Origin of the sequence: Endozoicomonas sp. ALB032 (assembly GCF_049310125.1) — a bacterium.
Classification (GTDB): Bacteria; Pseudomonadota; Gammaproteobacteria; order Pseudomonadales; family Endozoicomonadaceae; genus Endozoicomonas_A.
On record NZ_JBLYNW010000001.1, the window covers coordinates 5,598,561 to 5,622,979 of the forward strand.

The 24,419-nt window shown below is 47.2% G+C and carries 16 protein-coding genes and 1 tRNA gene; 9 read left to right on the forward strand and 8 right to left on the reverse strand.

Translation table 11 applies throughout. The features are described 5' to 3' along the window. Window positions 1–667: 667 nt before the first annotated feature. The 4 genes from ACO6VG_RS20680 (at window position 668) to maiA (ending at window position 5,487) form a co-directional block, all read left to right on the forward strand. Complete coding sequence (locus ACO6VG_RS20680; protein ID WP_422138140.1) at window positions 668–1,876, forward strand: hypothetical protein; 1,209 nt, start codon at window positions 668–670, stop codon at window positions 1,874–1,876. Between the two features lie 260 nt (window positions 1,877–2,136). Then, window positions 2,137–3,450 (forward strand): homogentisate 1,2-dioxygenase, encoded by a 1,314-nt coding sequence (hmgA, locus tag ACO6VG_RS20685; RefSeq protein WP_422475434.1) that lies wholly within the window; start codon window positions 2,137–2,139, stop codon window positions 3,448–3,450. A 92-nt stretch (window positions 3,451–3,542) separates the two neighbouring features. Beyond that, complete coding sequence (gene fahA / locus ACO6VG_RS20690; RefSeq protein WP_422134011.1) at window positions 3,543–4,853, forward strand: fumarylacetoacetase; 1,311 nt, start codon at window positions 3,543–3,545, stop codon at window positions 4,851–4,853. Window positions 4,854–4,857: 4 nt separating this feature from the next. Then, entirely contained in the window at window positions 4,858–5,487 is a 630-nt protein-coding gene (gene maiA / locus ACO6VG_RS20695; RefSeq protein WP_422134012.1) for a maleylacetoacetate isomerase, read from the forward strand. A 7-nt stretch (window positions 5,488–5,494) separates the two neighbouring features. Here the strand turns inward: maiA and ACO6VG_RS20700 are convergent, their stop codons facing one another. The 5 genes from ACO6VG_RS20700 to ACO6VG_RS20720 form a co-directional block, all read right to left on the reverse strand. Next, entirely contained in the window at window positions 5,495–7,354 is a 1,860-nt protein-coding gene (locus ACO6VG_RS20700) for a DUF3857 domain-containing protein (protein ID WP_422138142.1), read from the reverse strand. Between the two features lie 163 nt (window positions 7,355–7,517). Beyond that, the gene (locus tag ACO6VG_RS20705; RefSeq protein ID WP_422134014.1) at window positions 7,518–7,742 is read right to left on the reverse strand and encodes a SecY-interacting protein Syd; all 225 of its coding nucleotides are present in this window, start codon (window positions 7,740–7,742) and stop codon (window positions 7,518–7,520) included. Window positions 7,743–7,788: 46 nt separating this feature from the next. Then, window positions 7,789–8,259, reverse strand: coding sequence for a hypothetical protein (locus tag ACO6VG_RS20710; RefSeq protein WP_422411142.1), 471 nt, complete (start codon window positions 8,257–8,259; stop codon window positions 7,789–7,791). 311 nt (window positions 8,260–8,570) lie between these two features. Next, window positions 8,571–9,209: an RING finger domain-containing protein gene (locus tag ACO6VG_RS20715; RefSeq protein ID WP_422134016.1), complete on the reverse strand. Its 639-nt coding sequence runs from the start codon at window positions 9,207–9,209 to the stop codon at window positions 8,571–8,573. A 248-nt stretch (window positions 9,210–9,457) separates the two neighbouring features. Beyond that, window positions 9,458–9,534 (reverse strand) — tRNA-Val (locus ACO6VG_RS20720). A 375-nt stretch (window positions 9,535–9,909) separates the two neighbouring features. Between ACO6VG_RS20720 and ACO6VG_RS20725 the strand changes: the two genes are divergently transcribed. Further along, window positions 9,910–10,659 carry a hypothetical protein gene (locus ACO6VG_RS20725; protein WP_422134017.1) on the forward strand — a complete coding sequence of 250 codons (750 nt, stop codon included), beginning with the start codon at window positions 9,910–9,912 and terminating at the stop codon, window positions 10,657–10,659. A gap of 89 nt (window positions 10,660–10,748) precedes the next feature. Here the strand turns inward: ACO6VG_RS20725 and uvrB are convergent, their stop codons facing one another. Then, window positions 10,749–12,755, reverse strand: coding sequence for an excinuclease ABC subunit UvrB (gene uvrB, locus ACO6VG_RS20730; protein WP_422134018.1), 2,007 nt, complete (start codon window positions 12,753–12,755; stop codon window positions 10,749–10,751). 356 nt (window positions 12,756–13,111) lie between these two features. Between uvrB and ACO6VG_RS20735 the strand changes: the two genes are divergently transcribed. Together ACO6VG_RS20735 and ACO6VG_RS20740 are read left to right on the forward strand one after the other, a co-directional pair. Next, window positions 13,112–14,260 carry a pyridoxal phosphate-dependent aminotransferase gene (locus tag ACO6VG_RS20735; protein WP_422137117.1) on the forward strand — a complete coding sequence of 383 codons (1,149 nt, stop codon included), beginning with the start codon at window positions 13,112–13,114 and terminating at the stop codon, window positions 14,258–14,260. A 149-nt stretch (window positions 14,261–14,409) separates the two neighbouring features. After that, window positions 14,410–15,204 (forward strand): DMT family transporter, encoded by a 795-nt coding sequence (locus ACO6VG_RS20740; protein WP_422134019.1) that lies wholly within the window; start codon window positions 14,410–14,412, stop codon window positions 15,202–15,204. 27 nt (window positions 15,205–15,231) lie between these two features. Here the strand turns inward: ACO6VG_RS20740 and ACO6VG_RS20745 are convergent, their stop codons facing one another. Next, a complete protein-coding gene (locus ACO6VG_RS20745) occupies window positions 15,232–16,857 on the reverse strand; it encodes a hypothetical protein (protein WP_422475436.1) in 1,626 nt (541 codons plus the stop codon). 395 nt (window positions 16,858–17,252) lie between these two features. Between ACO6VG_RS20745 and ACO6VG_RS20750 the strand changes: the two genes are divergently transcribed. After that, window positions 17,253–18,857, forward strand: coding sequence for a peptide ABC transporter substrate-binding protein (locus ACO6VG_RS20750; protein WP_422475438.1), 1,605 nt, complete (start codon window positions 17,253–17,255; stop codon window positions 18,855–18,857). Window positions 18,858–18,975: 118 nt separating this feature from the next. Beyond that, window positions 18,976–20,022, forward strand: a complete 1,047-nt coding sequence (locus tag ACO6VG_RS20755; protein ID WP_422134022.1) for a hypothetical protein — start codon at window positions 18,976–18,978, stop codon at window positions 20,020–20,022. A 47-nt stretch (window positions 20,023–20,069) separates the two neighbouring features. Here the strand turns inward: ACO6VG_RS20755 and ACO6VG_RS20760 are convergent, their stop codons facing one another. Continuing rightward, a complete protein-coding gene (locus ACO6VG_RS20760) occupies window positions 20,070–24,047 on the reverse strand; it encodes a hypothetical protein (RefSeq protein WP_422475440.1) in 3,978 nt (1,325 codons plus the stop codon). Window positions 24,048–24,419 lie beyond the last annotated feature (372 nt).

Below are 24,419 nucleotides of genomic sequence, written 5' to 3' on the forward strand. Positions count from 1 at the left end.
CTTCAGCGCAACAGGGAGTTAGAAAGCTCGATTGGTATAAACTCTCAGGACTGGCTAAAAATGGAGAAACCTCAAGCTTTGCAGCGACCTCTAAGAATACGGGGTTATACACTCACTCGATGAATCTAATAAATGGCGAAAATTCCACTGCTGAACTATAAACTCCCGTGGAAACAGCAAAGTCCAGAGGGCTGGGGCCTGGTGATAGCTTCCTCTGTGAACTGGTCAGGTATACACAACTGCAAAAAACAACCACAAAAAAGCAGTTATACCAATCGTGCTTTCTAGCAGCCTGTCGGACTTAAGCGTCCGTAGCGAGGATTGCAAGAAATTGAGGATAAAAATCTCTGTTTCTGAGGAGAATAGCGAGCTATTTGACGAAGAAACAGGGATTTTTAGACCAATTTATTGCAACCGCAGTAGGACAGTCTTAAGTCCGACAGGCTGCTAGCTCCCGTGATGAGCATGGAGATTTGAGCCTTAAAACAAGGCGGCGTGAGGAGTCTTAGCCTTAGCTATGGCGACGATCGCCAACGCAGGATTAAGGCTCAATTCTTCAGCGCAATAGGGAGTTAGAAAGTTCGTTTGGTACTAATTCCCGGTACGAAAAGGTTCAGCCTGACATTTCCTGACAATAAATCAGTTACCCCAATTAAGGATATGAACAATGGAAACACTGTGTAAGATATCAGCACTGTTGTCGTGCTTGTTATCTATAGGTTCAGTCGCTCATTCAGATCTATCGAAAGAAGAACAATTTAACTTATTGAGCCATTACAATAATGCTTCGTTAGTTGAAGATAGCCTGAAACTGGTCAGTAGCAGTTCCGGGCTGGCCGTTTCCACTTTGATCAATTACGGATTCTGGTACGGCATCTGCAGATCACCCGAGCTGGTATCTACCCTCACAGGCCGATCTGGCCTGTCTGGCACACAGCAAAATGAGTTACAAGAGGTCAAATCATCTTTTTGTAATCAACTGGCAGCCGTTATTACCTCCACTGAGGTTGCTTTAGTCGGACACGTATCGCCGTACTGGTCCCTTCGGCGGCCCCTGTGGCAACCGCTGCGATATGTAGGAACAGGATTCGTTGGTTTCAGAGCATACACGACTGACGACCCTTATTTTATACCCATAACAATCGCATACTTTACCCATGAGGTAATGGCAAGAACAGTAGCCGAAGCTGAGACCATAAAGGATTTAAGGGACCGTGACATTCGTTCAATCAAGCCTGAAAAAATTACCCTTCTTGAATATGCCATCTTGAAATCCATCACAGGCTTGATGGTCGGGGCAATAGTTTATGAGCGGTTGGCCGCCAGAGGCTCTACTCTTAATGCAATCTTTGCTTATGTGCTGTCTAACTTGATGGCACATTCAGTGATGTCAAAAATCTATATGTCAACATATAATTCAGACGATGCTCATGCAGTCGAGGTGGAAGCAGGAGCAAAAGCTTTGACCGCAACCAAAGAATTAGCCGGAACAAGGGCCGTTGCCACAATCGGAGCCATCGGAGCAGTAGCTTTCTGGATCTCTGACCCAGTCTTGTCCGTTATCGCATTCTATACTCTGGCCTTCTCTCTAGGAAAAATTGAAACCAGTATCCCGCATTCAGGTGATTGCGGAAGTACAGTCGGGGCCGTCGTCATGTTTCTTCTGTCGAGTCAAAAATCAAACCTGGACTCAAACCATTTATTGAAAAACGTCGCTTTTACCCTGGTTCCTGCATTGACAATCGCTCTGATCAATGGCGTTTCAAACAATGCTGTTTATGGTTACTCACTTGAAGAAAGTTTCACCGAAACAGTCCGTAACCAATGGCAGAAACTCTATGCCCCTTTGGATTATTTGCACACCTTGTTTAATTGACCTGTTGCACACACGACTTCTGTCGTCATGAAGGTAAGCCGTGGAGAGAAAAGCTCACAGGACTTGTGATAAAGAGAGAGCCCTGAAGGAGCCGGATTTAACACTGTCGCAGCAGCGCCGGGAGATTAAAAATCCAGAATCCTTATGGACAAACTCTCAGGACTGGCTAAAAATGGAAACAATTCAGGACCTCGACAAACAGCTTTCATCCTTACCCGGCAATTAGGCTTGGAAATAAGAAAAACGATAGGTTCAGTTTGATGACATTACCTGACGATCTTGAATACCAGACGGGCTTTGGTAACGAACACGAAACAGAGGCATTACTCGGTGCCCTGCCCAAGGCCTGCTTCAACCCTCAGAAAGTGGCTTACGGGCTCTATTGTGAACAGTTTTCCTCCACGGCCTTCACAGCCCCCAAACACCAGAACCGCCGGACCTGGACTTATCGAATCCGCCCCTCTGTTGTTCAGGGAGACTTCCAGCCCTGGGAGAACAATCCCCTGCTGGAAACCGCCCCCCTGACAGACCTGCCGCCTGTGCCAAGTCCGCTTCGTTGGGACCCACTGCCCGCTCCGAAACAACCGACTGATTTTATCAGTGGTCTGACTACCCTTGCGGCTAATGGTAAAGCCATTACACAGATCGGTAGTGCCATTCATCTGTACGCCGCTAACCAGAGCATGGAAAAGCGTTTTTTTTATAATGCCGATGGCGAGCTGCTGATTGTGCCACAGTCAGGCGCTCTGATGATCTGTACCGAACTGGGTCGATTACAGGTTAGCCCGGGAGATATCGCCGTGATTCCGCGAGGTATGAAATTCAGAGTGGATCTTCTGGAGAGTCAGGCCATTGGTTATCTCTGCGAAAACTATGGAGCCCCTCTGACACTGCCGGAACGCGGCCCGGCAGGCGCCAATGGCTTCGCCAATGACCGGGATTTCCAATACCCCGTTGCCTGGTATGAAGACGAAGAAGGTAACTTCGAACTGATCGCTAAATTTGCTGGTCACCTTTATGCCTGTGAGCTCGATCACTCACCCCTGGATGTCGTTGCCTGGGTGGGAACTTCGGCACCCTATAAATACGAGCTGTCCCGTTTCAATGTCATCAATACGGTGAGCTATGACCATCCGGACCCCTCTATCTTTACGGTTCTGACCTCCCAATCTCACTCACCCGGCGTAGCCAACCTGGATTTTGTCATCTTCCCTCCCCGCTGGATGGTGGCTGAAAACACCTTCCGCCCCCCTTGGTATCACCGCAATATTATGAGTGAGTTTATGGGGCTGATTCAGGGTGTTTACGACGCCAAGGAAAAAGGGTTTGTACCCGGTGGCAGCAGTCTGCATAACTGTATGTCACCCCACGGTCCCGAGGCGGAGGTATTCAGGAAAGCCAGCGAAGCGGAGCTGAAGCCCGTGCGTTATGAAAACACTCTGGCGTTCATGTTTGAATCCCGATATGTCTACGTACCCTCAAAATTTGCCATGGAGAGCAACCTGCGACAAAAAGACTATCTTAAATGCTGGTCTGGCCTGAAGAAGCATTTTGATCCCAGTCAGAAGCCTTAAGTCAGACAGTCATTAACAACAAAAATCACGCGTGCCAGATAGGCTGTTTGCAGTTGCTGGTACCCTGCTTCTTGATGCATTCAGGATGACCAATGATTTCAATGAACGAGACCCATGACGTTAATCTAACCAGCTGGGTAATTTGTGCCAACAAATTGGATGCCGACTTTACCATTCAGAATCTGCCTTTTGCTGTTTTTCGCACAGGCAGTGAGCCTTTCCGCTGTGGCGTAGCCATTGGCAACCAGATTCTGGACCTGAAGGCAACGGACGCACTGAAGCCATTTGACGGCAAGGCAGCCGTGGCACTGACAGCCTGTGCCCAGGAAAATTTAACGCCCCTGATGGAGTTGGGCTTTGAATACTGGAGCGCTCTCAGGCTCAGCCTGTCCAGAGCACTGAGAACAGGCTCGGAACTGGAGAGCCAACTGAAGCCCTGTCTGATCACCATGAACAAAGCCGAATTCGCCCTGCCCTGCCAGATTCGGGATTACACGGACTTCTATTCCTCTATCTATCACGCTACAGCCGTAGGTTCACTGTTCAGACCCGACAATCCTCTGCTACCCAACTATAAGTGGGTGCCCATTGGCTACCACGGCAGGGCCTCATCCATTGGGGTTTCAGGACAAACTTTTCACCGTCCGGTTGGTCAAACCAAAGCACCGGACGCAGAACAACCTTCCTTTGGTCCCTGTAAACGACTGGACTATGAGCTTGAAATGGGCATTTTCATCGGTCAGGGCAACCCTTTGGGTGACCCTATTGCGTTGGATAAGACCGATCAGCATGTATTTGGCCTGTGTCTTCTCAATGATTGGTCTGCACGAGACATTCAGGCCTGGGAATACCAGCCCCTGGGACCGTTTCTGGCCAAAAGCTTTGCCTCCACTATTTCGCCCTGGATCGTGACGCTGGAAGCACTGGCTCCATATCGAACCAGTTATCTTCGTCCTGCCGATGATCCACAACCTCTGCCTTATTTGAGCTCGGAAGAAAACACTCGTCTGGGCGCTCTGGACATTCAGCTGGAAGTCCTCCTGCAAACACCCGCCATGAAAGGTTCTCAACAAAGCATGGAAAAGCTGTCTCAATCCAGCTTCAAACATTCTTACTGGAGTGTGGGCCAGATGGTGGCTCATCACGCCAGTAATGGTTGTAACCTGCAATCCGGCGATTTGCTGGGAACGGGTACCCAGTCAGGCCCCAGGCCAGAGGAAGCAGGCTCACTGCTGGAGCTGACCCGGGGTGGTAAGGAGGCTATAAACCTGACCAATGGTGAACAAAGAAGGTTCCTGCAGGACGGAGATACCGTGATCATGAGAGGCTGGTGCGAGAAAGAAGGCACGGCCAGAATCGGCTTTGGTGAAGTCTCGGCCACTCTTCTGCCAGCAAAGGGATAACACAATGAAGCTATACAGCTACTTCCGATCTTCAGCGGCTTACCGGGTCAGGATTGCCCTGAACCTGAAAGGGGTGGATTACGAACTGGTTCCGGTTAACCTGTTGAAGTCAGAACAGACAAAGGATAAATATAAAAACATTCAACCCCAGGGACTGGTACCGGCACTGGAAGTCGGCAATAACAGGCTGATTCAGTCCATGGCTATCATGGAATGGCTTGAAGAAACCTGTCCGGAACCAGCCATTATTCCCGGTGATGCCTGGCAGAAAGCCCGGATTCGAAGTCTGGCCAATATCATCAGCTGCGATATCCATCCTCTGAATAATCTGAGAACACTAAAATATCTGAAGTCAGAATTTGCAATCAGTGACGAGCAAAAAAACCAATGGTACCAGCACTGGATAAAAACAGGTTTTGATGCCTGTGAGCAGCAATTGGGGGATGACCCTTTCTGTATCGGAGACACCCCTACCCTGGCCGACATCTGTCTGATACCTCAGGTCTACAATGCCTTGCGGTTTAACGTGCCATTAAGGGATTATCCAAAAATCCAGAGGATCCACCAGCACTGTAATGAACTCAATGCATTTATTGATGCCAGTCCAGAGCAACAGCCTGACAGCACCTTATGATTGAAGCTCAGCGTCGCTTCAAAGCAATGACGGCACGGCGATCATTAATAGCCAGGTAGGCCAACCGCTCGAATTCAGGGTATTCACCGGGTTGATAGAGGTTTTTCTTAATGACGATCTGCCGCTTCACAACCAGAGTATTACCCTCCATCCTGTAATGACTGCTGTAAGTGCCGGCCTGATTATCCACCTTCAAATTTTCCGGAAGCCGGGTGACTTTATAATTTTTGGGGAGTTTCATTCGGTGCTCCCAATGATAATGCCGGGGTCCGACCGTAAACGGGTACTTGCGCTCTCCATCCACCAGATAGGTTCTCAGCGCCAGCACATCTTGAAAATCCAGCCCTGGTGCAGTGGTGATAAATCCTTCCTTGCCCAGTTCAAAAGCGTGAGGGCTGTGCCATTTACCCTTATAGGCGGGCTGTGTTTTCAGATCATAAGCAGACGCACCCTGAGAGATAGAGCCAAAACCGCCGATCAGGGTGTCCGCCAGCAGATTACTGGCCTTCCATTCACCGCTGCCACTGGCTGCCAGCAGCTCGCGAATCTCTTCTCCGATGGTTCCAGTCCCGGTGACTTTACTCTCTCCTCTCAAAAATCCATTCCCGGACAGCACCGACTGGTTTTTTACCCAATAACGGTTCTGATCCGGTTGCATGACGGGAAGAAATTGAGTTTCACCTTCAGGGCTGGCCAGCACCACTCGCTTGCCCGAAAGACTGTAATCCAGTGATCCGAATGGAGACAGGGGTGAAACGGGATTGAGCCAGGTGTTCATTTCAGGAATGTATAACAGCGCATGATTAAACTGCATGGAAGTCGGTACCGGCCAATCCTTATAGCTGTTATCCCAGCTGACCAATGCCGACTTTGACTCTATACCACGGGCTTTTAACAATGCCTGCAACAACAGAGCCTGATCTTTGCAGTCGCCATAACCATGAAGAAGAATCTCTTCCACCGGGTGAGGGACCAGCGTATCTTCAAGGTTGTAGCTCAGAGACAGGTAATTAATATTTTGGGCCACCCAGTTATAGATGAGTTCTGCCTCCTCCCGTGGATGCCTGGCTCCGCGGGTGATCTCTTCAGCCAACTGACGGATTTCTTCACTGTCAGCCTGTCTGTTCAGACTACTTTCGTAGTATATCTGGCCGATCTCTTCCCAGCTTTTCAGAGAGGTTATCGCAAACATGGGCAGCACATCATCCGGGCTGACCATATTTGGCTCCATCTCCTGATAAGGGAAGTTTTCAAGGCTGACCGTCAACTCTTTACGCTTGCCTTTCCAAAGCTCTTTAACAGAGAAATTGCCTCTGCTCCCCCATTTCATGGGTTTGTTTTCAGGCAGCACAATGGTAGCTGCCAATTTCTTTTGTTCCAGTTCCAATTCGGGTTGCAGCACCATGTTAAAGCCCATGGGGCTGTCCTTGTTCACCACATGCTCAAACTTCAGTTTCATGGTGCTGCCTGGTGTCAACCGGGAGAAAATCACCACGACTTCCCTGGAACGCCGCTCCTGATCACGCCCTCCCAGATCCTGTTCATAAATATTATCTTTTTCAACAGGGAACACCTTACCATCCGGATGGGTAATCGAAGCTTCCAGAACCTTCAGGGATTCATTCTCGGAAAAATAACTGTAGTGGTATTCCTGCAACTCCTCAGCACCTGCAGGAGTCAACACCTGATACTCAAAGGTTACAATACGGGTGTAACTCAGATCGTCGTTGATCTCTATATGATATTCCGCCAACAGACTGCGATAGTCCTGAACAGCTTCATCCGCCAGAACCAACCCCGAAATAACCAGCAACAAGAAAGACAGAAGAGCAGAACAAGCACGCATAAAATATCTCGAATCAGACATAACTCCCCCTTTAACAATTAATGGAACTTTCTAAAAATTAATGAAACTCACTCAATAACTTTGACCGTCAATATATAAAAAAGTTCAGGGCAGAGTGTATTTTTAAACACTGAAAGACATTGAAGCAGTCCTGGATTCCTTCGGTATCTGACATCAGAGCAACTCAAGAAACCTTATTGCACGCTGGCCGCTTTGCAAGGCTCAGCATTGTTAGAAACTGAGCCATATTGTCTGATACTTTGCAATGAAGTTTTTTACCAACTTTTTCCACCCAAACCTCACCGGTTTCATTATTCAGGGTAAGATTGATATCTTCCATATCAGTGACGACAAAAAACAGGGTCAGAGGCTGTCGGAGTGATAGTGCTGAACTTTCACCTTGTCTCAATTCGTTCCCATATTCTGGAGGCCGCCGTGCGCACCTGAACCAGTCGTCAGGTGCGAGTCAATTGCGGGAGAGCCTCTTTTAATCCAAGTGAGCTGTATACTTGTGAAGGGTCTATTGGGGAAGCAGGGTCAAATTTTATTAAGCTTTTGATCAATGTATTTAAAGAACCGCTTCCCCGCATTGTTTCATCTATGATTTTATCAAGTTCAACTTTATCTTTAAGCTTGTCATCAACCTGATAGCAGGCTTTGCATTTATAAGTAACACTCTCTTTGCACTCATGAGATTCTTTCAATTTACAATAAAGAACAATTAATCCGATATTTTTCATGATTTCATTTTTCTCGGCAGGAATGTCAAAACATGCACTGTTAAAGTCTATGAATTTCAAAACTCCCTGATTGAAAAAATACACGACATCATTATCAAAAAGATCCTTGTTTTGAATCCCATTTTTCAACATAAATTCAGCAGCTCTTGACAGGTTATCAATGATAAAATTTCTTGTCTTAAACAATTTGTCGGTATTCTGTCCACATTATATACCTGATAATTCAAATTCAATTTATAACATCAGAGCATTACTTCTCTTTAAAGTTCATTGGAAAATAAATGTTTTTCGATGTATTCAAAAACTCACTGAACTCTGAACTTATGTCACTCCAGACTATCTGACCAACTCATTTATAATCTCGTTGGCAATTCTTTGAGACGTCCCTTGGCATCAACACTCTCTGAACTGGTACTTTTGAACTAGTCATCATTTTTCGACTCAAAGTATATATGAGTAGGAGATACAACAACAGGAGCAAGCTCTTATCTCAAAGCTTAAAGTCCGCTGGCCTGCGTTCTACCGCCATTCCCCAGGCTGCGGCCAATTTCAATCAACATATTTAGCCCTTCCGAGCGATTAAGGTCAGGGTCCTCCGGGTGCCTGTTAAATCTAAAGTTATCAGCTCCAATCAACACATTTAGCGCTTGCGAGTGATCAGTGTCAGGGTCCTCCGGATGCTGGATAGGTGTGAAGCTATAAGCTGCCATCAAGGCATCAACAGGTGAGTCCTCTTGCTGGATTGTCCTATCTTTGAGGGGAGTTCTACACAAAGGACATTGATCTCCACGCTGTAGCCAGGTTTCCAGACAAGATGTATGAAAATAATGGTTGCATTTGGTAACCGATACTTTTTTTCCTGCAAAACAGAATTTACAAATAGTACATTCGTCCTCTTGCATGTATTCAGTAGCGGGCTGGTAATATTGGCTAGAAGAGCTTGTGATTCTGTTCATAATATTTATTCCTGATCGGCTGATTGTGCTTGTTTGACTTGCGTTAACTCTTTCAGTTCCTTGGTCCCTGGTATTTTTTGTCGTTATTGAATAGCCGTAACCATTTAATCGGAGTTGTAACACCAATCGTGTTTTCCAACTCCCGTGGTGAGCATGAAGATATTGGACTTCTTCGTTCATGGCGTTCTCCAGGTTTCCGAGTCGGACCGGCAGAAAAACAGGGACCTGAAAGTAGCTATGTTCAGATGTACATGGGCCACTCAACTGGAAAAATGACGACGGAATACCAGGAAGGACACGAGATCAGATACGAGTCTGTAGAAGCTGAACTGAGCTTGGAAGGTTTGGAGATTTGATCGTTTTTTTACGACGCAAAAAAAGCCCACTGTAAAAAATGGGCTTTTCGTTGGTGAGATCAATCACTTATATGGTAGGCGGTACTGGAGTCGAACCAGCGACCTTTACGATGTCAACGTAACGCTCTAACCAGCTGAGCTAACCGCCTGAAGTTGCTGCGTATAGTATCAACGCTGCTGAAAAATGCAACCCCCGATTCCCGATTAATCTAAAAGAAAATCAGGCGCTTAGCTGAACATCAGCTTGGTTAAAATATGTACAAAACAGAGCATGGATATAGCTGAAAATCAGTCCAGATTTCTGTGCAAAAAACGTTCATTTTTTTGCCCTTTTACCGCCAGCAGGCAGTCGGCAATTTTTTTGAGGCGTCCCTTCGCATCATTCCCTGACCTGGTACTTTTGAACTATTTCTCATTTTTCAAGTCAAAGTATTATGTAGGTGAACTAATCATCCCTTCAGAAAAATTAATTTTTATCCAGAAGGATATATTTTCGTATCAATTAACTGATTTAGGAGAGAAACATGTTACTAATTAATAAAAAACTTCGTTTAAAAACCGCCTTCTTATTTCTTTTTGTTTTTTCTTCAAGCATCGGTGCTATTAAAGCACAAGCATTTGACATTGAGGAAGAGAAAAGAAAAGCTCAAGCAAGTGGTTTTTTAGTCAAGGCTACTATCTTTCAGAGCACCACTACCACAGTGACGGAAAGAAAATCGGTTAATGGAAAACTAAAGAGCTTTAAACAAATAAAAAGTCACTCACACAATAGCAAGATCATTTCTGTAATCAATAGACCACAGAGCCTGACTCGTCATGATTTTTATGCCGGGGCTGGTCTATTGACTATCAGCTCTGACATTAAAAGTGGAAGTAATGAAATCAAGATTTCTTTGATGGGTGCTGACAAGGGGCAATATGTAACCTTGACACTTTTCAATCAGCCACACTATTTCCAGATAACTCAGACTGCATTTTCAAATCAGAAAAAAAGTACCAACAGCATCATCCCAATCAACAGAGGTGCAAGTGCCATTCACGGTAAAGCTCATTTAAGCTGGTCTGTCAGTGGCGCTACTAAACGATTCAATGTATATGTTGGTAATATTCAGCTGGCCAGCTTTGATACCCCCAACTTCCCGGTAAAAGAAGTATTTATAGATAATGGTGGTGAGACGGTCAGAGCTGAATTACAAACTGTTTCAAACCACAATGGTCAACTGCTCGTTACAATGGATATGGCTGAGGCTTTTTCTCACAATTTTATCCATTAATACCCGTCGCACCGGGCTTAATACCGGTGCGTCAGAACGCTGATCCCCACAGACAATCGCTGCTGGGCTGGCTTAGGAAGAGAGTCAAATCATTTCAATACCCGATCCCTGAGCCTGGCCACCTGATCACGGACAGCTGCCGCTTCTTCAAACTCCAGATTGCGGGCATGTTCCATCATCTTGTTTTCCAGCTTACTGATCTCTTTAGCCAGTTCCTGAGCCGACATCTCATGGTGATAGTCCGCTTTCGGCTCAGCAACCTTGCGACTGGGCTGCCCTTTCTTCTTGCCGGGAATGACTGCGCCTTCAAGAATATCCGCAACCGATTTATGGACACTCTTCGGGGTAATCCCGTGCTCTTCGTTGTAGGCAAGCTGTTTTTTTCGGCGACGTTCGGTTTCATCAATCGCCCGCTGCATTGAGCCCGTGATTTTGTCGGCGTAGAGAATAGCCTTACCATTAATATTACGGGCTGCACGACCAATGGTCTGAATCAGAGAGCGATCAGAACGCAGGAAACCTTCCTTGTCGGCATCAAGAATAGCCACCAACGAAACTTCCGGCATATCGAGACCTTCTCTCAACAGGTTAATGCCTACCAGCACGTCAAACGTCCCGATCCGCAGATCACGAATGATCTCAACCCGCTCTACTGTATCGATACCAGAATGCAAATAGCGACAGCGAACACCGTTTTCATGGAGATAATCGGTTAAATCTTCCGCCATGCGCTTGGTCAGGGTCGTTACCAGAACCCTGTCGCCTTTAGCCACGGTTTTATTAAGCTCAGTCAACAGATCATCCACCTGGGTCGTGGCAGGACGAACTTCAATCTCCGGATCAACCAGCCCGGTGGGTCGAACCACCTGATCCACTATCTGTCCCTGATGTTCTGCTTCATAAGGACCGGGAGTCGCGGAAACAAAAATAGTTTGCGGGCGTCGTCCTTCCCACTCTTCAAACTTCAGGGGCCGGTTATCCAGCGCAGAAGGCAGTCTGAAGCCATACTCCACAAGGGTCTCCTTACGAGAACGGTCGCCTTTGTACATCCCACCCACCTGGGGCACCGTGACGTGTGATTCGTCAATCACACACAAGGCATTGTCAGGAATATAATCAAACAGTGTCGGTGGTGCTTCGCCGGGTTGAGTGCCTGAGAGATAGCGGGAATAGTTTTCGATACCCGTGCAGTAGCCCAGCTCCAGCATCATTTCCACATCGTACTTGACCCTCTGCTCCAGACGCTGTGCTTCCACCAGCTTATTGTTATTTCTGAGCACTTCCAGACGTTCAACCATTTCGTCTTTGATAGCTTCTGTGGCTTCAATGATGGTCTGACGAGGTGTGACATAGTGAGTCTTGGGGTAAATAGTCACCCGGGGCAGTTTTCTGAGCACTTCGCCGGTCAGAGGATCAAATTCACTGATTTCCTCCACCTCTTCATCAAACAGCTCCAGCCTGATGGCTTCTTTTTCAGATTCTGCCGGGAAGATATCAATGACATCACCACGAACACGATAAGTAGCCCTTTTCAATTCTGTATCGTTGCGGGTATATTGCAGCTCGGCCAACCTGCGCAAAACCTCCCGCTGGTCAATCATTTCACCCCGGGAAATATGCAACATCATCTTCAGGTAAGATTTGGGATCACCCAGACCGTAAATCGCTGAAACCGTCGCAACAATAATGGCATCTTCCCTTTCCATCAACGCTTTAGTGGCCGAAAGTCTCATCTGCTCAATGTGCTCATTGACCGAGGCATCTTTCTCGATAAAGGTGTCCGAACTGGGCACGTATGCTTCAGGCTGGTAATAATCGTAGTAGGAAACAAAATACTCAACCGCATTGCCAGGGAAAAACTCCTTGAACTCGCCATACAGCTGGGCAGCCAAAGTCTTGTTATGGGCCATAACAATAGCGGGTCTTTGCAGCTTTTCAATGACATTGGCAATGGTGAAGGTTTTCCCTGAACCGGTCACCCCCAGCAATGTCTGGCAGGCCAGTCCCGAATGAATGCCGGACAGCAGCTTTTCAATGGCTTCAGGCTGATCTCCGGAAGGCTGAAATTTTGATGATACCTTGAATGTCTTTCCCATACGTATCCACTGGCAGAAGCGCTTAAATTATTTGTTGATTATAAACAGCCCAGGACAGGAAATGCAGCCAGAGAACACTGCACTTAATCAGGAAAAGCAACCACCATCGGTGTGTCGCAAAAATGTAACCAGACTTCCGTTTTCAGATGGCGCAGTGAAGAGGGCTTGTGTATGATGCGCATTGCTGATGCGTGATTCCCTGACAAGTCAGCTTGTCAACCTTATAAGATTCGCACCGGAATCAGTATCAGTCAGGACACTGGCTGAGCATTGCGCCAGATTGTCTGACTTTATACGGGTTTGAAAAACGATTAACGAGGAACATCGTGACTGGTCAACCTTCCCACCGCGTTCAGATGGTCAAACCATCACCTACCATGGCAGTCACTGCCCGAGCCGCTGAACTTCGCGCCGCCGGACACGACATTATTGGCCTGGGTGCCGGTGAACCCGACTTCGATACCCCTGATCACATCAAGGCTGCTGCGATCAGGGCCATTAACGAAGGAAAAACCAAGTACACTGCCGTTGACGGTACTGTAGAACTGAAACAGGCCATTATCGATAAGTTCAGGCGCGACAATGGTCACGAATATGCGCCAGACCAGATTCTGGTTTCCTCCGGTGGTAAACAGAGCTTCTTCAATCTCTGTCTGGCACTGATCAATAAGGGTGATGAGGTCGTTATTCCTGCCCCTTACTGGGTTTCCTACCCGGATATGGTCACTATTGCTGAAGGTGTCCCGGTGATCGTCAAGGGCAACCTTGAGAACCGTTTCAAACTGACTCCGGAACTTCTGGATTCGGCCATTACAACAAAAACCAGGCTGGTAGTTCTGAACAGCCCCTCCAACCCGTCCGGTACAGCCTACACCCGCAAAGAGCTGGAAGGTCTGGCCGCTGTTCTGCTGAAACACCCCCATGTTATGGTGGCTACTGATGATATGTACGAGCACATCCTCTGGAGTGATGAGCCTTTCTGCAACATCCTGATGGCCTGCCCGGAACTGTACGACAGAACAATTGTTCTGAACGGTGTATCCAAGGCTTACTCCATGACCGGATGGCGTATTGGTTATGCCGGTGGACCCGCCTGGCTGATCAAAAACATGAAAAAGATTCAGTCACAGAGTACCTCCAACCCCTGCTCTGTTGCCCAGGCTGCGGCGACTGAAGCTCTGGCCGGTTCACAGGAGTGTGTAAAAGAGATGCTAGTCTCTTTCAAAAAGCGTCATGACTATGTCGTAGGTCGTCTGAAGAAGCTGCCTGGTGTTACCACCATTGAAAGCGACGGTACTTTCTATACCTTCCCTGATTTCAGCGAAGCCATGCAGAAGCTGGGCTTTGAAAAAGACACCCAACTGGCAGAGATGCTCCTGGAAAAAGGCGTTGCCCTGGTACCGGGCTCAGCCTTTGGCATGGAAGGCTGTATGCGTCTATCCTACGCCACCAGTGATGAAGCCCTGGAAAAAGCCCTGGATCGAATGGAAGCAGCACTCAGTTGATCTTTCTCGTCATCCCAGCCAGCATTCTTTCCGAATGCTGGTCGTAGAATTACCTTTCGCTGCAATTACCTCTTGAAATGAAAACCATTTGGTTAACGAGCCTGGCCCTCATAGCATTCGCGGGAAATTCCATTCTGTGCAGATTGGCTTTGGGTGATAACGAGATTGACGCCGTTAGCTTTACGTGGATTCGATTACTTAGCGGCGTTTTGGTATTGCTGCTGATACTCAAGTTATCCCGATTCAATTGCGTTTCAACATCAAAAGGGAGCTGGAAAGCTTCCTTCATGTTATTTCTTTACGCCATCGCTTTTTCTTTTGCCTACCTCTCTCTGAATACGGGAACAGGGGCATTAATCTTGTTCGCTTCGGTACAAATTACGATTATTGTTGCTGAGCTTGTTACAGGAAAAAAACTTTTACCTGTTGAGTGGTTGGGTGCTTTTATTGCATTTCTGGGTTTTGTTTATCTGGTAATACCCGGTTTGTCCACGCCGTCACTGACGGGATTTATCCTGATGACTGTCTCCGGCGTAGCCTGGGGCTTCTATACGCTTGCTGGCAGGGGCTCACAAAATCCGCTGGGAGACACCACTTATAATTTTGTTCGTACGCTACCATTTGTATTGATTTTGGGGCTTGTATCCATTCAGGACAGCCGCTTGTCCACCGAAGGTGTCATATTGGCAGTGGTATCTGGTGGCGTCACATCGGGGATTGGTTACATGATCTGGTATATCGCGCTGGCGGGGCTTTCTGGCACACAATCGGCTGTCGTGCAATTGCTCGTTCCTGTTATTGCCGCAATAGGAGGTGTGTTGTTTACCAACGAGACCTTATCTATGAGACTTGTTCTGTCTTCACTGATGATACTTGGCGGTATCTTGACCTTGATTTCAGGAAAACACTTTTTTGTTCAGCGAGCCAAAAACCAAACAAAGTAGCAGTGAAAACTCAATCACTTTTGATCGTTATTTCTTCACTTTACTTTTTTGGGAACCCTGGTCGACGTGCTGGTTCATATCAACAGTCTTGTGTTTTCGATGTGCCCTTTTGTGGTCCAACAGGGCTTTTGTATTCTTGCAGATCTTTCCGCATGGCCAACGCTGACCACCCTCTCCGACCACTGTGTAGTAACAGGTTTGTTGCCCGCTGTGGTCAATTCTCTTGTGATCCGTCAGGGCTCCAGCATTCCTGCAGACCTTTGCACATGATTGCTGCTGGCCATTCTCACCGATCACGGTTACGTCACAGGTTCGTTTTCCACTGTGGATTTTGCTTCTGTGAGACCTCAGAGCCTGAGGATTCTTGCCGACAAACGCGCATGACCGCTTCTGGCCATCTTCCGAGACCACAATCAGGTCACAGCTTGCTTGCTTGGTGTGTCCATTTCTTTTGTGGATCATCAGGTCTTGGGCATTCTTGCAGACTGCCCCACATGGCCGCTGCTGGCTACCCTCCCCGGTCACCATCAAGTCACAGGTTTTTTGCCCGGTGTGGAATTTGTATTTGTGCGTCGCAAAAGATCGATTGTTCTTGAAGACTTTCTCGCAAGGCCGCAGCTGGCCACCCTTCCCGAGTATGGTCAATTTACAGATTCGTTGATTGCCATGGACTCTGGCTTTGTGAACCGACAGGGCTCCGGCATTCTTGAAGAAGGTTCCACATGGCTGCGACTGGTTATCCTCCCCGATCACCATCACGTCACAGGTTTTTTCCCCGGTATGGCATTTGCTTTTGTGACACGATAGTCTTTTTTCGTTTTTACAGACCTTCCCGCATTGTCGCAGATGGCCATCCTTTTCGAAGACTATCACATTGCAGGCTAATCGCCCGGCAGTAGTGTTTATAGCGTCTGTCACTGTAGCTATTGAGGCTGAGGCGACCCCGTCTGAGGCGACCCCGTCTGAGGCGACCCCGTCTGAGGCGACCCCGTCCAGAGAGTTACATCGATAACAATGTCTCCTTGCCAAATGGTGGGAGAAGCTTTTTTCGGATGTTTTACCCGTTTTGTCTGTAGAACTTTCTTCACAATTCTGCACTTTACCATCGGTTGAACCGGAAGATTGTCTAAATCGACAAACGCCATTACAGGGGTGGACGAAACAATTTAAGCCCAAAGTATGTGAGTGTTGTTGTGGTTCTTCGTTACCTTTGCCAGAGTCAGAGTAGAGCAAATGGGTTAAATAGCCCAAAGGGTGGGTAGTGAACTGTATTGCCTGGTGGCCGGATGATTCTGGAGGTTGCCCCTGTGGTTGGTCCTGTTCAGAACCTGGCACCGTAATGCTGACCGCAAACGGGTGATTTTGAGACACTTCTTGTTGTTCAATCGGGTTAAACAGAGGTGAATCCCGGTTCCAAGAGCTTTTTAAAAGCCAGCCAACGGCGATAGCTGCTTCTAGAGAATAGGGGATGGCGCTTAGAGGCTTGTCTTTGGGTGTCAGGATCAGTTCATAAGCAACCAGCAGATTCCTGACGTAAGGCCATTGCAAGGAGGTCGACTCAACGGGAGGCGCTTCCATCTCGTAACTGTCAGGTCTATCAAGCTCGACAATAAAACCCCCGTTCAACGGTTTGGCCAGGCAGATGACAGACAACGACAATAACAGCAGTATTGCAAAACGGGAGTGTTTAATAATTTTATCCTTGCCTTCTGATTTCCAGAGAGGAAGGATAGATCAATATAGAAGTCTGCCCAGTGGTTGAGCCTAGCAGCCTGTCGGACTTAAGACTGTCCTACTGCGGTTGCAATAAATTGGTCTAAAAATCCCTGTTTCTTCGTCAAATAGCTCGCTATTCTCCTCAGAAACAGAGATTTTTATCCTCAATTTCTTGCAATCCTCGCTACGGACGCTTAAGTCCGACAGGCTGCTAGCCATCAAAAAAGCCTTTACCATGGAAAACCAGACGCATCTTACTGACTTTTTTCGGCAGAAGCTTTATGAATAAGCTATACAGAAGATTCGTGTAGTTTTTTGATCTGACCTCCTAAATGTCCTTTATATTCAAGCCCCTTACATTCAGGGTTCGTGGCTGGCTGCGTAGAGCTCTCCTTACCCTGCCCTGCTTCCTGTTGGCCTTCACTGCTTCCATGCAGGTTTTCTCTTTGCCCCTTGAGAGGGGTCTGCTGGCCAACCCAAAATCCCTGCACCCCCACTATTTTGGCGGCTCACCCAACGCCCAGGTGCTCAAGGATGTTTTTGAAGGGTTAATGGTGCAGAACAAAAACGGTGAACCCGTGCCCGGAGTGGCCAGCGATGTTGAACGCGCCCCTGACGGCACCCGATATACCTTTATCATCAGAAAAAATCTGAAATGGTCAGATGGCAGTGCCCTCACGGCTGAAGACTTTGCCCGCAGCTTCAGGGCACTGGCCGATCCTGAACGTCGAGCCACCTACCGCTGGTACTTGAAAGTCGCTAAAATAAAAGGAGCCGAGCAGGCTCTGAATGGCGATCTTGATGCCCTGGCGGTGAAGGCATACGACGATAAAGTCATTATCGAACTGGATCAGCCCACTCCTTATTTTCTGGACCTGATGACCTTTCCCAGCTTTCTGCCTGTCCATAAGAGTAATCTCAAGGGCGATACCTCAACCATTCCGGTCACCAACGGTCCCTTCAAAATTCGTCAAGTGATCCCTGAAACCCGTATAGAATTAAGCAGCAACCCCCATTATTTCCGTCATCTGGATACTGACCTGCAACGGGTCAATTACCAGATTATTCCATCCGTCCATCGTCAAATAGAACAATTTGAGAATCACGTACTGGATGTAACGGCTCAATTGCCAGCGCTGCATATTCAGGAATTGAAGAAAAAGCACCCTGTGTCTGTGTTTGAAGATCAGGTTCTTGCCACCGCCAGCCTGATGGTCAGCCCGAAGGTAACGGTCCTGCATAATTTAAAAGCAAGGCAGGCTCTATCGATGGCTATTGACAGGAATGCGCTGGTCAAGAAGATATACCCCCACAGTCATACCACACCAGCGTGCAGTTTTGTGCCTCCCCATACCCGGGGCTTCAACCCGGACCCGGCTAACTGCAAAAGACTGCTCGATAATCCGGATCGCAGGGAACAGGCCATCAAGTTACTGGCTGAATCAGGCATTAAAGGGAGTGATATAAAACTAACTGTATTATCAAGCCCAAGGTACGATTCTCTGGATATTCTGCCAGAGATCTGCCACCAGATTAACAGCACTCTGGGCACATCCCTGAGCAGTAAGAGTGAGGAATGGGGTAGTTACCTCGAGCATATATCCAAAGGAGACTACGAGCTGGCATGGTTTGAGTGGTTAGCTGACTACAATGATGCCACGGCGTTCCTGATTCCTCTAACCGAAAGTCAATTCTTTGGCCCCTTCAGGGATCCAGCCTATCTCAGGGAACTTTCCCTGGCTGCAAGCAAGAAAACCACTGTAGCCCGTTTACCGAACTATCAGAATGCCGAAGCTATTCTGGCCAGAGAATTACCACTGATTCCTGTCCTCCACCCTTCCCGGATAACACTCGTCAATCCTGATATTGGTGGCTTCTACGCCTCCAATCCGGAAGGCTGGGTTCAAAGCTGGCACCTGTACCGAATACTTGACTGACCCGCCGAGAAAAAGCAGTGTTACCAGACTTTGAATACGCCCCCTATACTGAGGAAAGACACTCTGCTTTGAGAGCTGAGTTGAAAAGTTTCACAACAGGCATAAGAATCAGATCATCATGGATAGATCCAGACTCGATACACAAGCGACTCAATTCAAGCCTATTTCTGAAAAACAGTTCGATAAGTCTCAGAAAACAGGTGTGTTTGGCCGGTGGAAAGTCAAAATTTCCAAGTCCATGGGCAAATATTCCCCCCAAAAAGCCACTCTTAAAAACGATGCCCCTGTGAAACTCGAGCAGCGGGAAATCAAAAAACTGGCCATGAACAGTAAACCGCCCACAGAACCCAGAGTTCTCAGATCTATGGCCATTGATGCACAGTTGGCCGCTTACCCCTACCATCGCTCACTTGAGAAAATCAGTGAAGCCGGTGACATTCACAAACCAGAGAAAGAGGATTTTGCCGCTCAATGGCAACCTTCTGAGGATATCGCAAAACTGATTTCCGATGAGACAGGAGTGACCCTCAGCACCAAGGAACCCGGATTCCTGTATGACAAGAAAACAGGACTCACGGCTTACGTTCTTACCAATCCTGAACGTAAGGAAGTCCGTCTGGTGTTTGGCGGCACGACATCGGGACTGGCAGCAGGAGGGCTAATCGAACGTTCGAGAAAAAACATGCAGTTTTCAGGTAAGCAATGGCAAGCCAATCTCAAGAATCTCACGGGAAAAGGCATCCCTGACAGCTATAAACAAGCCAAAGCCCTGACCGCCAGTCTTATGAAAAATCTGCCTGCAACGCCTGAAGGCGAGCCTTTTTCTCTGAAACTCAATGGCCATTCCAAAGGAGGAGCCGAAGCAAGCTATGCAGCACTCTCCATGGTGCCTCCGGTCGAAGCGGTTTGCTTCTCAAGTGCGGAGCTGAGTCGTGCAGCTTTATCAGACATTCCCAGAGAAAATCTGGCCAGCGCCCACGAGAAGGTAACCCATTATAAGGTCAGCAAAGACCCGGTGACGCTTGCCGGAAAGTTTATCAGCGGTTTGTCCCATACCGGCAAAGTCATCACGCTTCCAGCCAAACATGCTTACGATTCGTTTCTGGATCGGCATGATAAGTTCACAAAACATATTGAGCATTACGCCAAAAATGAGTCCCACTGAACCTTTACGTTTGATTGAGAGGGCTTTTAAAACCCTCTCAAACAAACTTACAGCTCAGGTTCCATTATCGGATTTTCAATCAAAGGGAATTGATCACCTTCGCTTTCGCCCAAATTCATTTCAGGATCTTTCGTCAAGCCTGTTTTCATTTCTACGCCCGCAGATGGCGAAAAACTAACTGTATCATCATCCTCACTTAAACTGCCCCATTTGCGTTGGTTACACCATGCAAGCACTTTTGCAGTGGCAGCCAGTGCAAGGGTTTTGGGTAAGATAAAGAATGACCAGGCTCTCCCATGTCCAGGCAGATTGGTAAGACCATAGAGACCACACCCGCCGTATACAGCAGCTGCACCGAAAGCCAAACCTATGCCGACCCATTGGCCCGTGCTCAGACCATTGTGTGAAGGTGTCGGTGCCCCCCTCAAGGCCTGAATATCGGGCAAAGCGCTGCAATTACCCTCAGCAAACTCGACAACATTAGAAGGTACTTCATCAAGGTTAACGGAGAAGTAACGGTTACTGCACACCCGAACCAGGCCATCAATTCTGGCAGGCTCTTTAGCCAGTCTGCCAACCGTGACGTCAATGGTTTTCTTCTCGTCAATAGCTGAACCCATGGCAATGTTGTCAACGATAAGAGCAAAGATACCGCCCCTGTTATTTGGCAATTCAACATTGATGTTCACCGAAACAGACTCGGTCTCCTGGACGTTGTCATGAACTTTCAGGATTCTGTAGTGACGAACATCAATGGCAGCCGGTGCAGACTCGCCAGAATTTGAGTCTGTAAAGCGATTACCGGAAATATCCATCTTCTGGACTTCTTCCAGGCAATCTTTACAATCGGCATAAATGGCGGCTTTTTTCAGACCTCCGGAAAAAAACGTACTGCCAGTAATTATCACATCACCTGATGAGCCCTGTACCTCAACATAGTGTGAAGGTGCTTTTTCGTTCTCCCTGTTGACGTTATATTGAAACTCATCACTACTCATCAGGAGTTTTCCACGATAGTCGACCGCCTTGACTGCCGTGTAGAGAGGCTTGCCCCGGATATTGTCTACAGCGGAAATATCCCAGGTTATACCTTTGCTGAAGAAACCCTGAGCTGAACTGTTACTATCCAGCAGAACCAGTGATTCTGCCTCGGCAGGATAATCAATGGATTGCTTAATCACCGTATTGCCAACACCGACCAGTGCCACGGGCCAGAGCATACGCAGTGGCCTATTCAGTTCATAACTGCCTGCTTCAAGCAAAATAACCTTGCCAGACTCTGAAGCCGTGTCTACAGCGTAGAGCAGTTCCCCGATGTTTTTTACAATCACTACTTCAGAAAACGTAGTCTTTACCCCCTCTTTCTGAAGCTCATTCAGAAGTTGCTGACAGAGCTGAGCCTTGTCTGCATCGGTCCGCTGATCACATAGGCTGCTGAACACGGGGGAAGTGGTCGGTGTCAAGCTCGCTGTGGCAGATGATACGACAGTGGTTTTGTTTGCACCCAACTCAAAGGGTTTATAGCTGTCCGTTACCGAGGCAGTCTGAATAGACTGCGAAGGCGTCAGCGAAGTTGGCGTTGAAGTAGACACTTCAAGGCCTGCAGTGTAGCTATAATTAGTAAAATCCAGAATCTTTAACCCATAGTAATCATTTCTGTATACATTCACATCACCGTATACCTTTGCAGGGTCAAAAAGGCTCTTCTCAAGTTTTAGCTCAATAACTCTTGCATCTTCCGGTGCATCTTTGTTGGCGGTATTGTTTTTTATGGAAGCACTTTCGATATGCTGGTAATTTGCAAATTTAAGCTTTATCGCACCTGCAGCATGACGGTCTGCCTGAAGGTTGTTGTTAATTTTCAGGTGTTGGTAATCAGAAAGAGCGATAGCACTGGGTTGCGAAAGATCCGTACTACGGGCAGTAGCGAAAACATTACTGTCGACCTCAATAGCAGCCTGAGGATTTGCGCTGGCACTGGACCTGATCACACTAACCGGTGTTAACGATGAATCAAACGTACTATGACCAATGTAATACTTATAACCCGGGTTATCTTCCAGTGCTACAGCATGTTCAGACCGGATCCTTGATTCATAATGACTGAAGCGGTTTTGGTAAATCCGTATATCCCCGCTATAACTTTTTGCAGAGATATGAGATTTAAATGGATGTCCATCAGAACTGAAAGGCCGCTGGGTTTGCCACTCCAGATTCCAACTGTAAAAACCGGCATCCGAAGAATCGTGGCTAGTACTCAGGTACAGCAATGAAGGGTTTCCTCTATGGCTGGGACTATAGAAGTGATGACCCGATGGCTTTATTACAGGCAGCCCAACAGCTCTACCTTCTAAACCAACCATTGCAGTCCGCTGACTGATTCTCATCTCCCCTGGCAGTTCATAATCACCCGGTTTCAATAAAATAATTCTACCGCGAATAGCCCTGCCATCCTCGCCAATCGTTTTATTGATGGCCTTGAGCAGCTCCGCAACCGTTGCAACCACAAAGGCATGTGAAAAGGCAGGCTTATTGGCAGCAGGCCCCGAGGCCAGTTCGTTTTGCAGAAATGCCTTACAAGTAGCAAATGCGGTTGGATGATCCCGGATATCGTTACAGGGTTCCGTTTTTGCAGGCAGCGGGCGAACAGAGGCGGTGGCAGCTATCAGTGAACCGGTTGGCGTAATGGCATCAGGAGACACACTGACTGATGAGGCCGCTTTTACCGTCGATGACGCTGCAGTTGTCTGTGAAGGCATAATAACCTGTTTGCCCGGGAAGTAATCAATAAATCTCGGGGGAAGTCCGGCTTCATGAAAAGTGTAGTGATCATTGTCGCGAACAATAAGCTCACCGGTAACCCTCAGATCATGATCGGCAGAGTGGGAAGACTCGACGATAATTCTGCGCTGAAGCTCAGGTGCATCTTTATGGGCAACGTTATTCCTTACGTAACCAGCCATGTGTTTTATATTGCGATGGTCCTTTATATAAATGGTGCCTGCTGCGTCTTCGTTCTCCTGCCGGTTATCAGCGATCGTGAAGCGCATGTAACCCAGAACGTCTAATAATTTCAGTTGGTCGCTGCTGTTGGTAAACTTGCTATAAAAATGGTTGTTGACAACTTCCAGCTGTGATTCTGCGCCTTTGCAAAGGGTGCTCTCGCAACGGGCCATAATAGCTGAGGCGGTTAAATAATCGGTTTCAAAATGGTTGTTTCCTATAAGCGCATCGCCAATGGCATTTTTTAACTGAATAAAATGATTGGTCCATTGCCATGATTCATCCGAGAATTTGTTTTCATAAATCCGCAATTCACCTCGATAGGAATCGCTATAAATGACTCCATTGTTTTCAGGAGAGGGGAGGTTGGCGATCCAGTGAATGTGATAACTGTAGAAGCCGGTTTCAGCTACCTTCGAGTCATGATGGAGATAAGCGATAGAATTGTTTTCAGATTTGAACTCATCATGGATACGAATAACTGGATACTTGTTGTCTTTAACGGTTCCGACCAAGGCTATTTTGTGAGAAATATCCAGTGCTCGGGTGATGCGATATTCTTCATTTTTTAATACAACCAGTCTGCTGGCATCCGGATTGCCTTCCGGGAACTTGCCGGTAACGGCTTCATCCAGTTCCCTGGCATTACTGACCACCACAGCCGTAGAAAAACGCCCCCGCGAAGCTTTTTCATTGTTAAGGAAGTCGTTACAGGCCTTAAAGGCAATAGGCTCATGACTTAAGCTATTGCAGGGATTGGTCATCGCCTCTGGTGAAGTACTGTTTGGTAACAGGCCGGTCGGAGTGCTTTGTGGAGGAGCAGTCGTGTCAGTCAGATTATCAGGTGAGGGAGCAGTCGTATCAGTCGGGGTGTCTGGTGGGGGCGTAGTCGTGTCTGGGGAAGCGCCACTGCCGACACTATAAGCGGAAAGAGACAGAGCGCAGAATGCCAGAAAAAAAACCGATAAAAAACATCGAATTTTATACGACGGATAACAAATAGTTGCACATGAACTTTTCATAATAATTAGTAAGCCATATCTATAAAAATTAATAAAAAACCAAACGCATCTTCAATGACAGAATGTTTGAGTAATTAGTCGTGTAACTTCAGTTATAAAAACTGATAGTTAATAAGTTAGGAAAAATATTTTCAACAATTAAAATAGTTTGAAATAGATGTGGGATTTTTTACATTGAACGGCTTTAGGGAAAGATGAATTTGTAGATTTTCATGCACCAAAGCCACAATAACCGACAAGACTTTCAGGCTCCAGAGTAGAGGTTGATTTGTCAGCTAATGAAACGCACCAAAAATGGGCTGGAGCCCCATTTTAAGAACGACATTTGTCTTATTATATCTGGCTATTGACATAGATCTTTTTTCACAAATT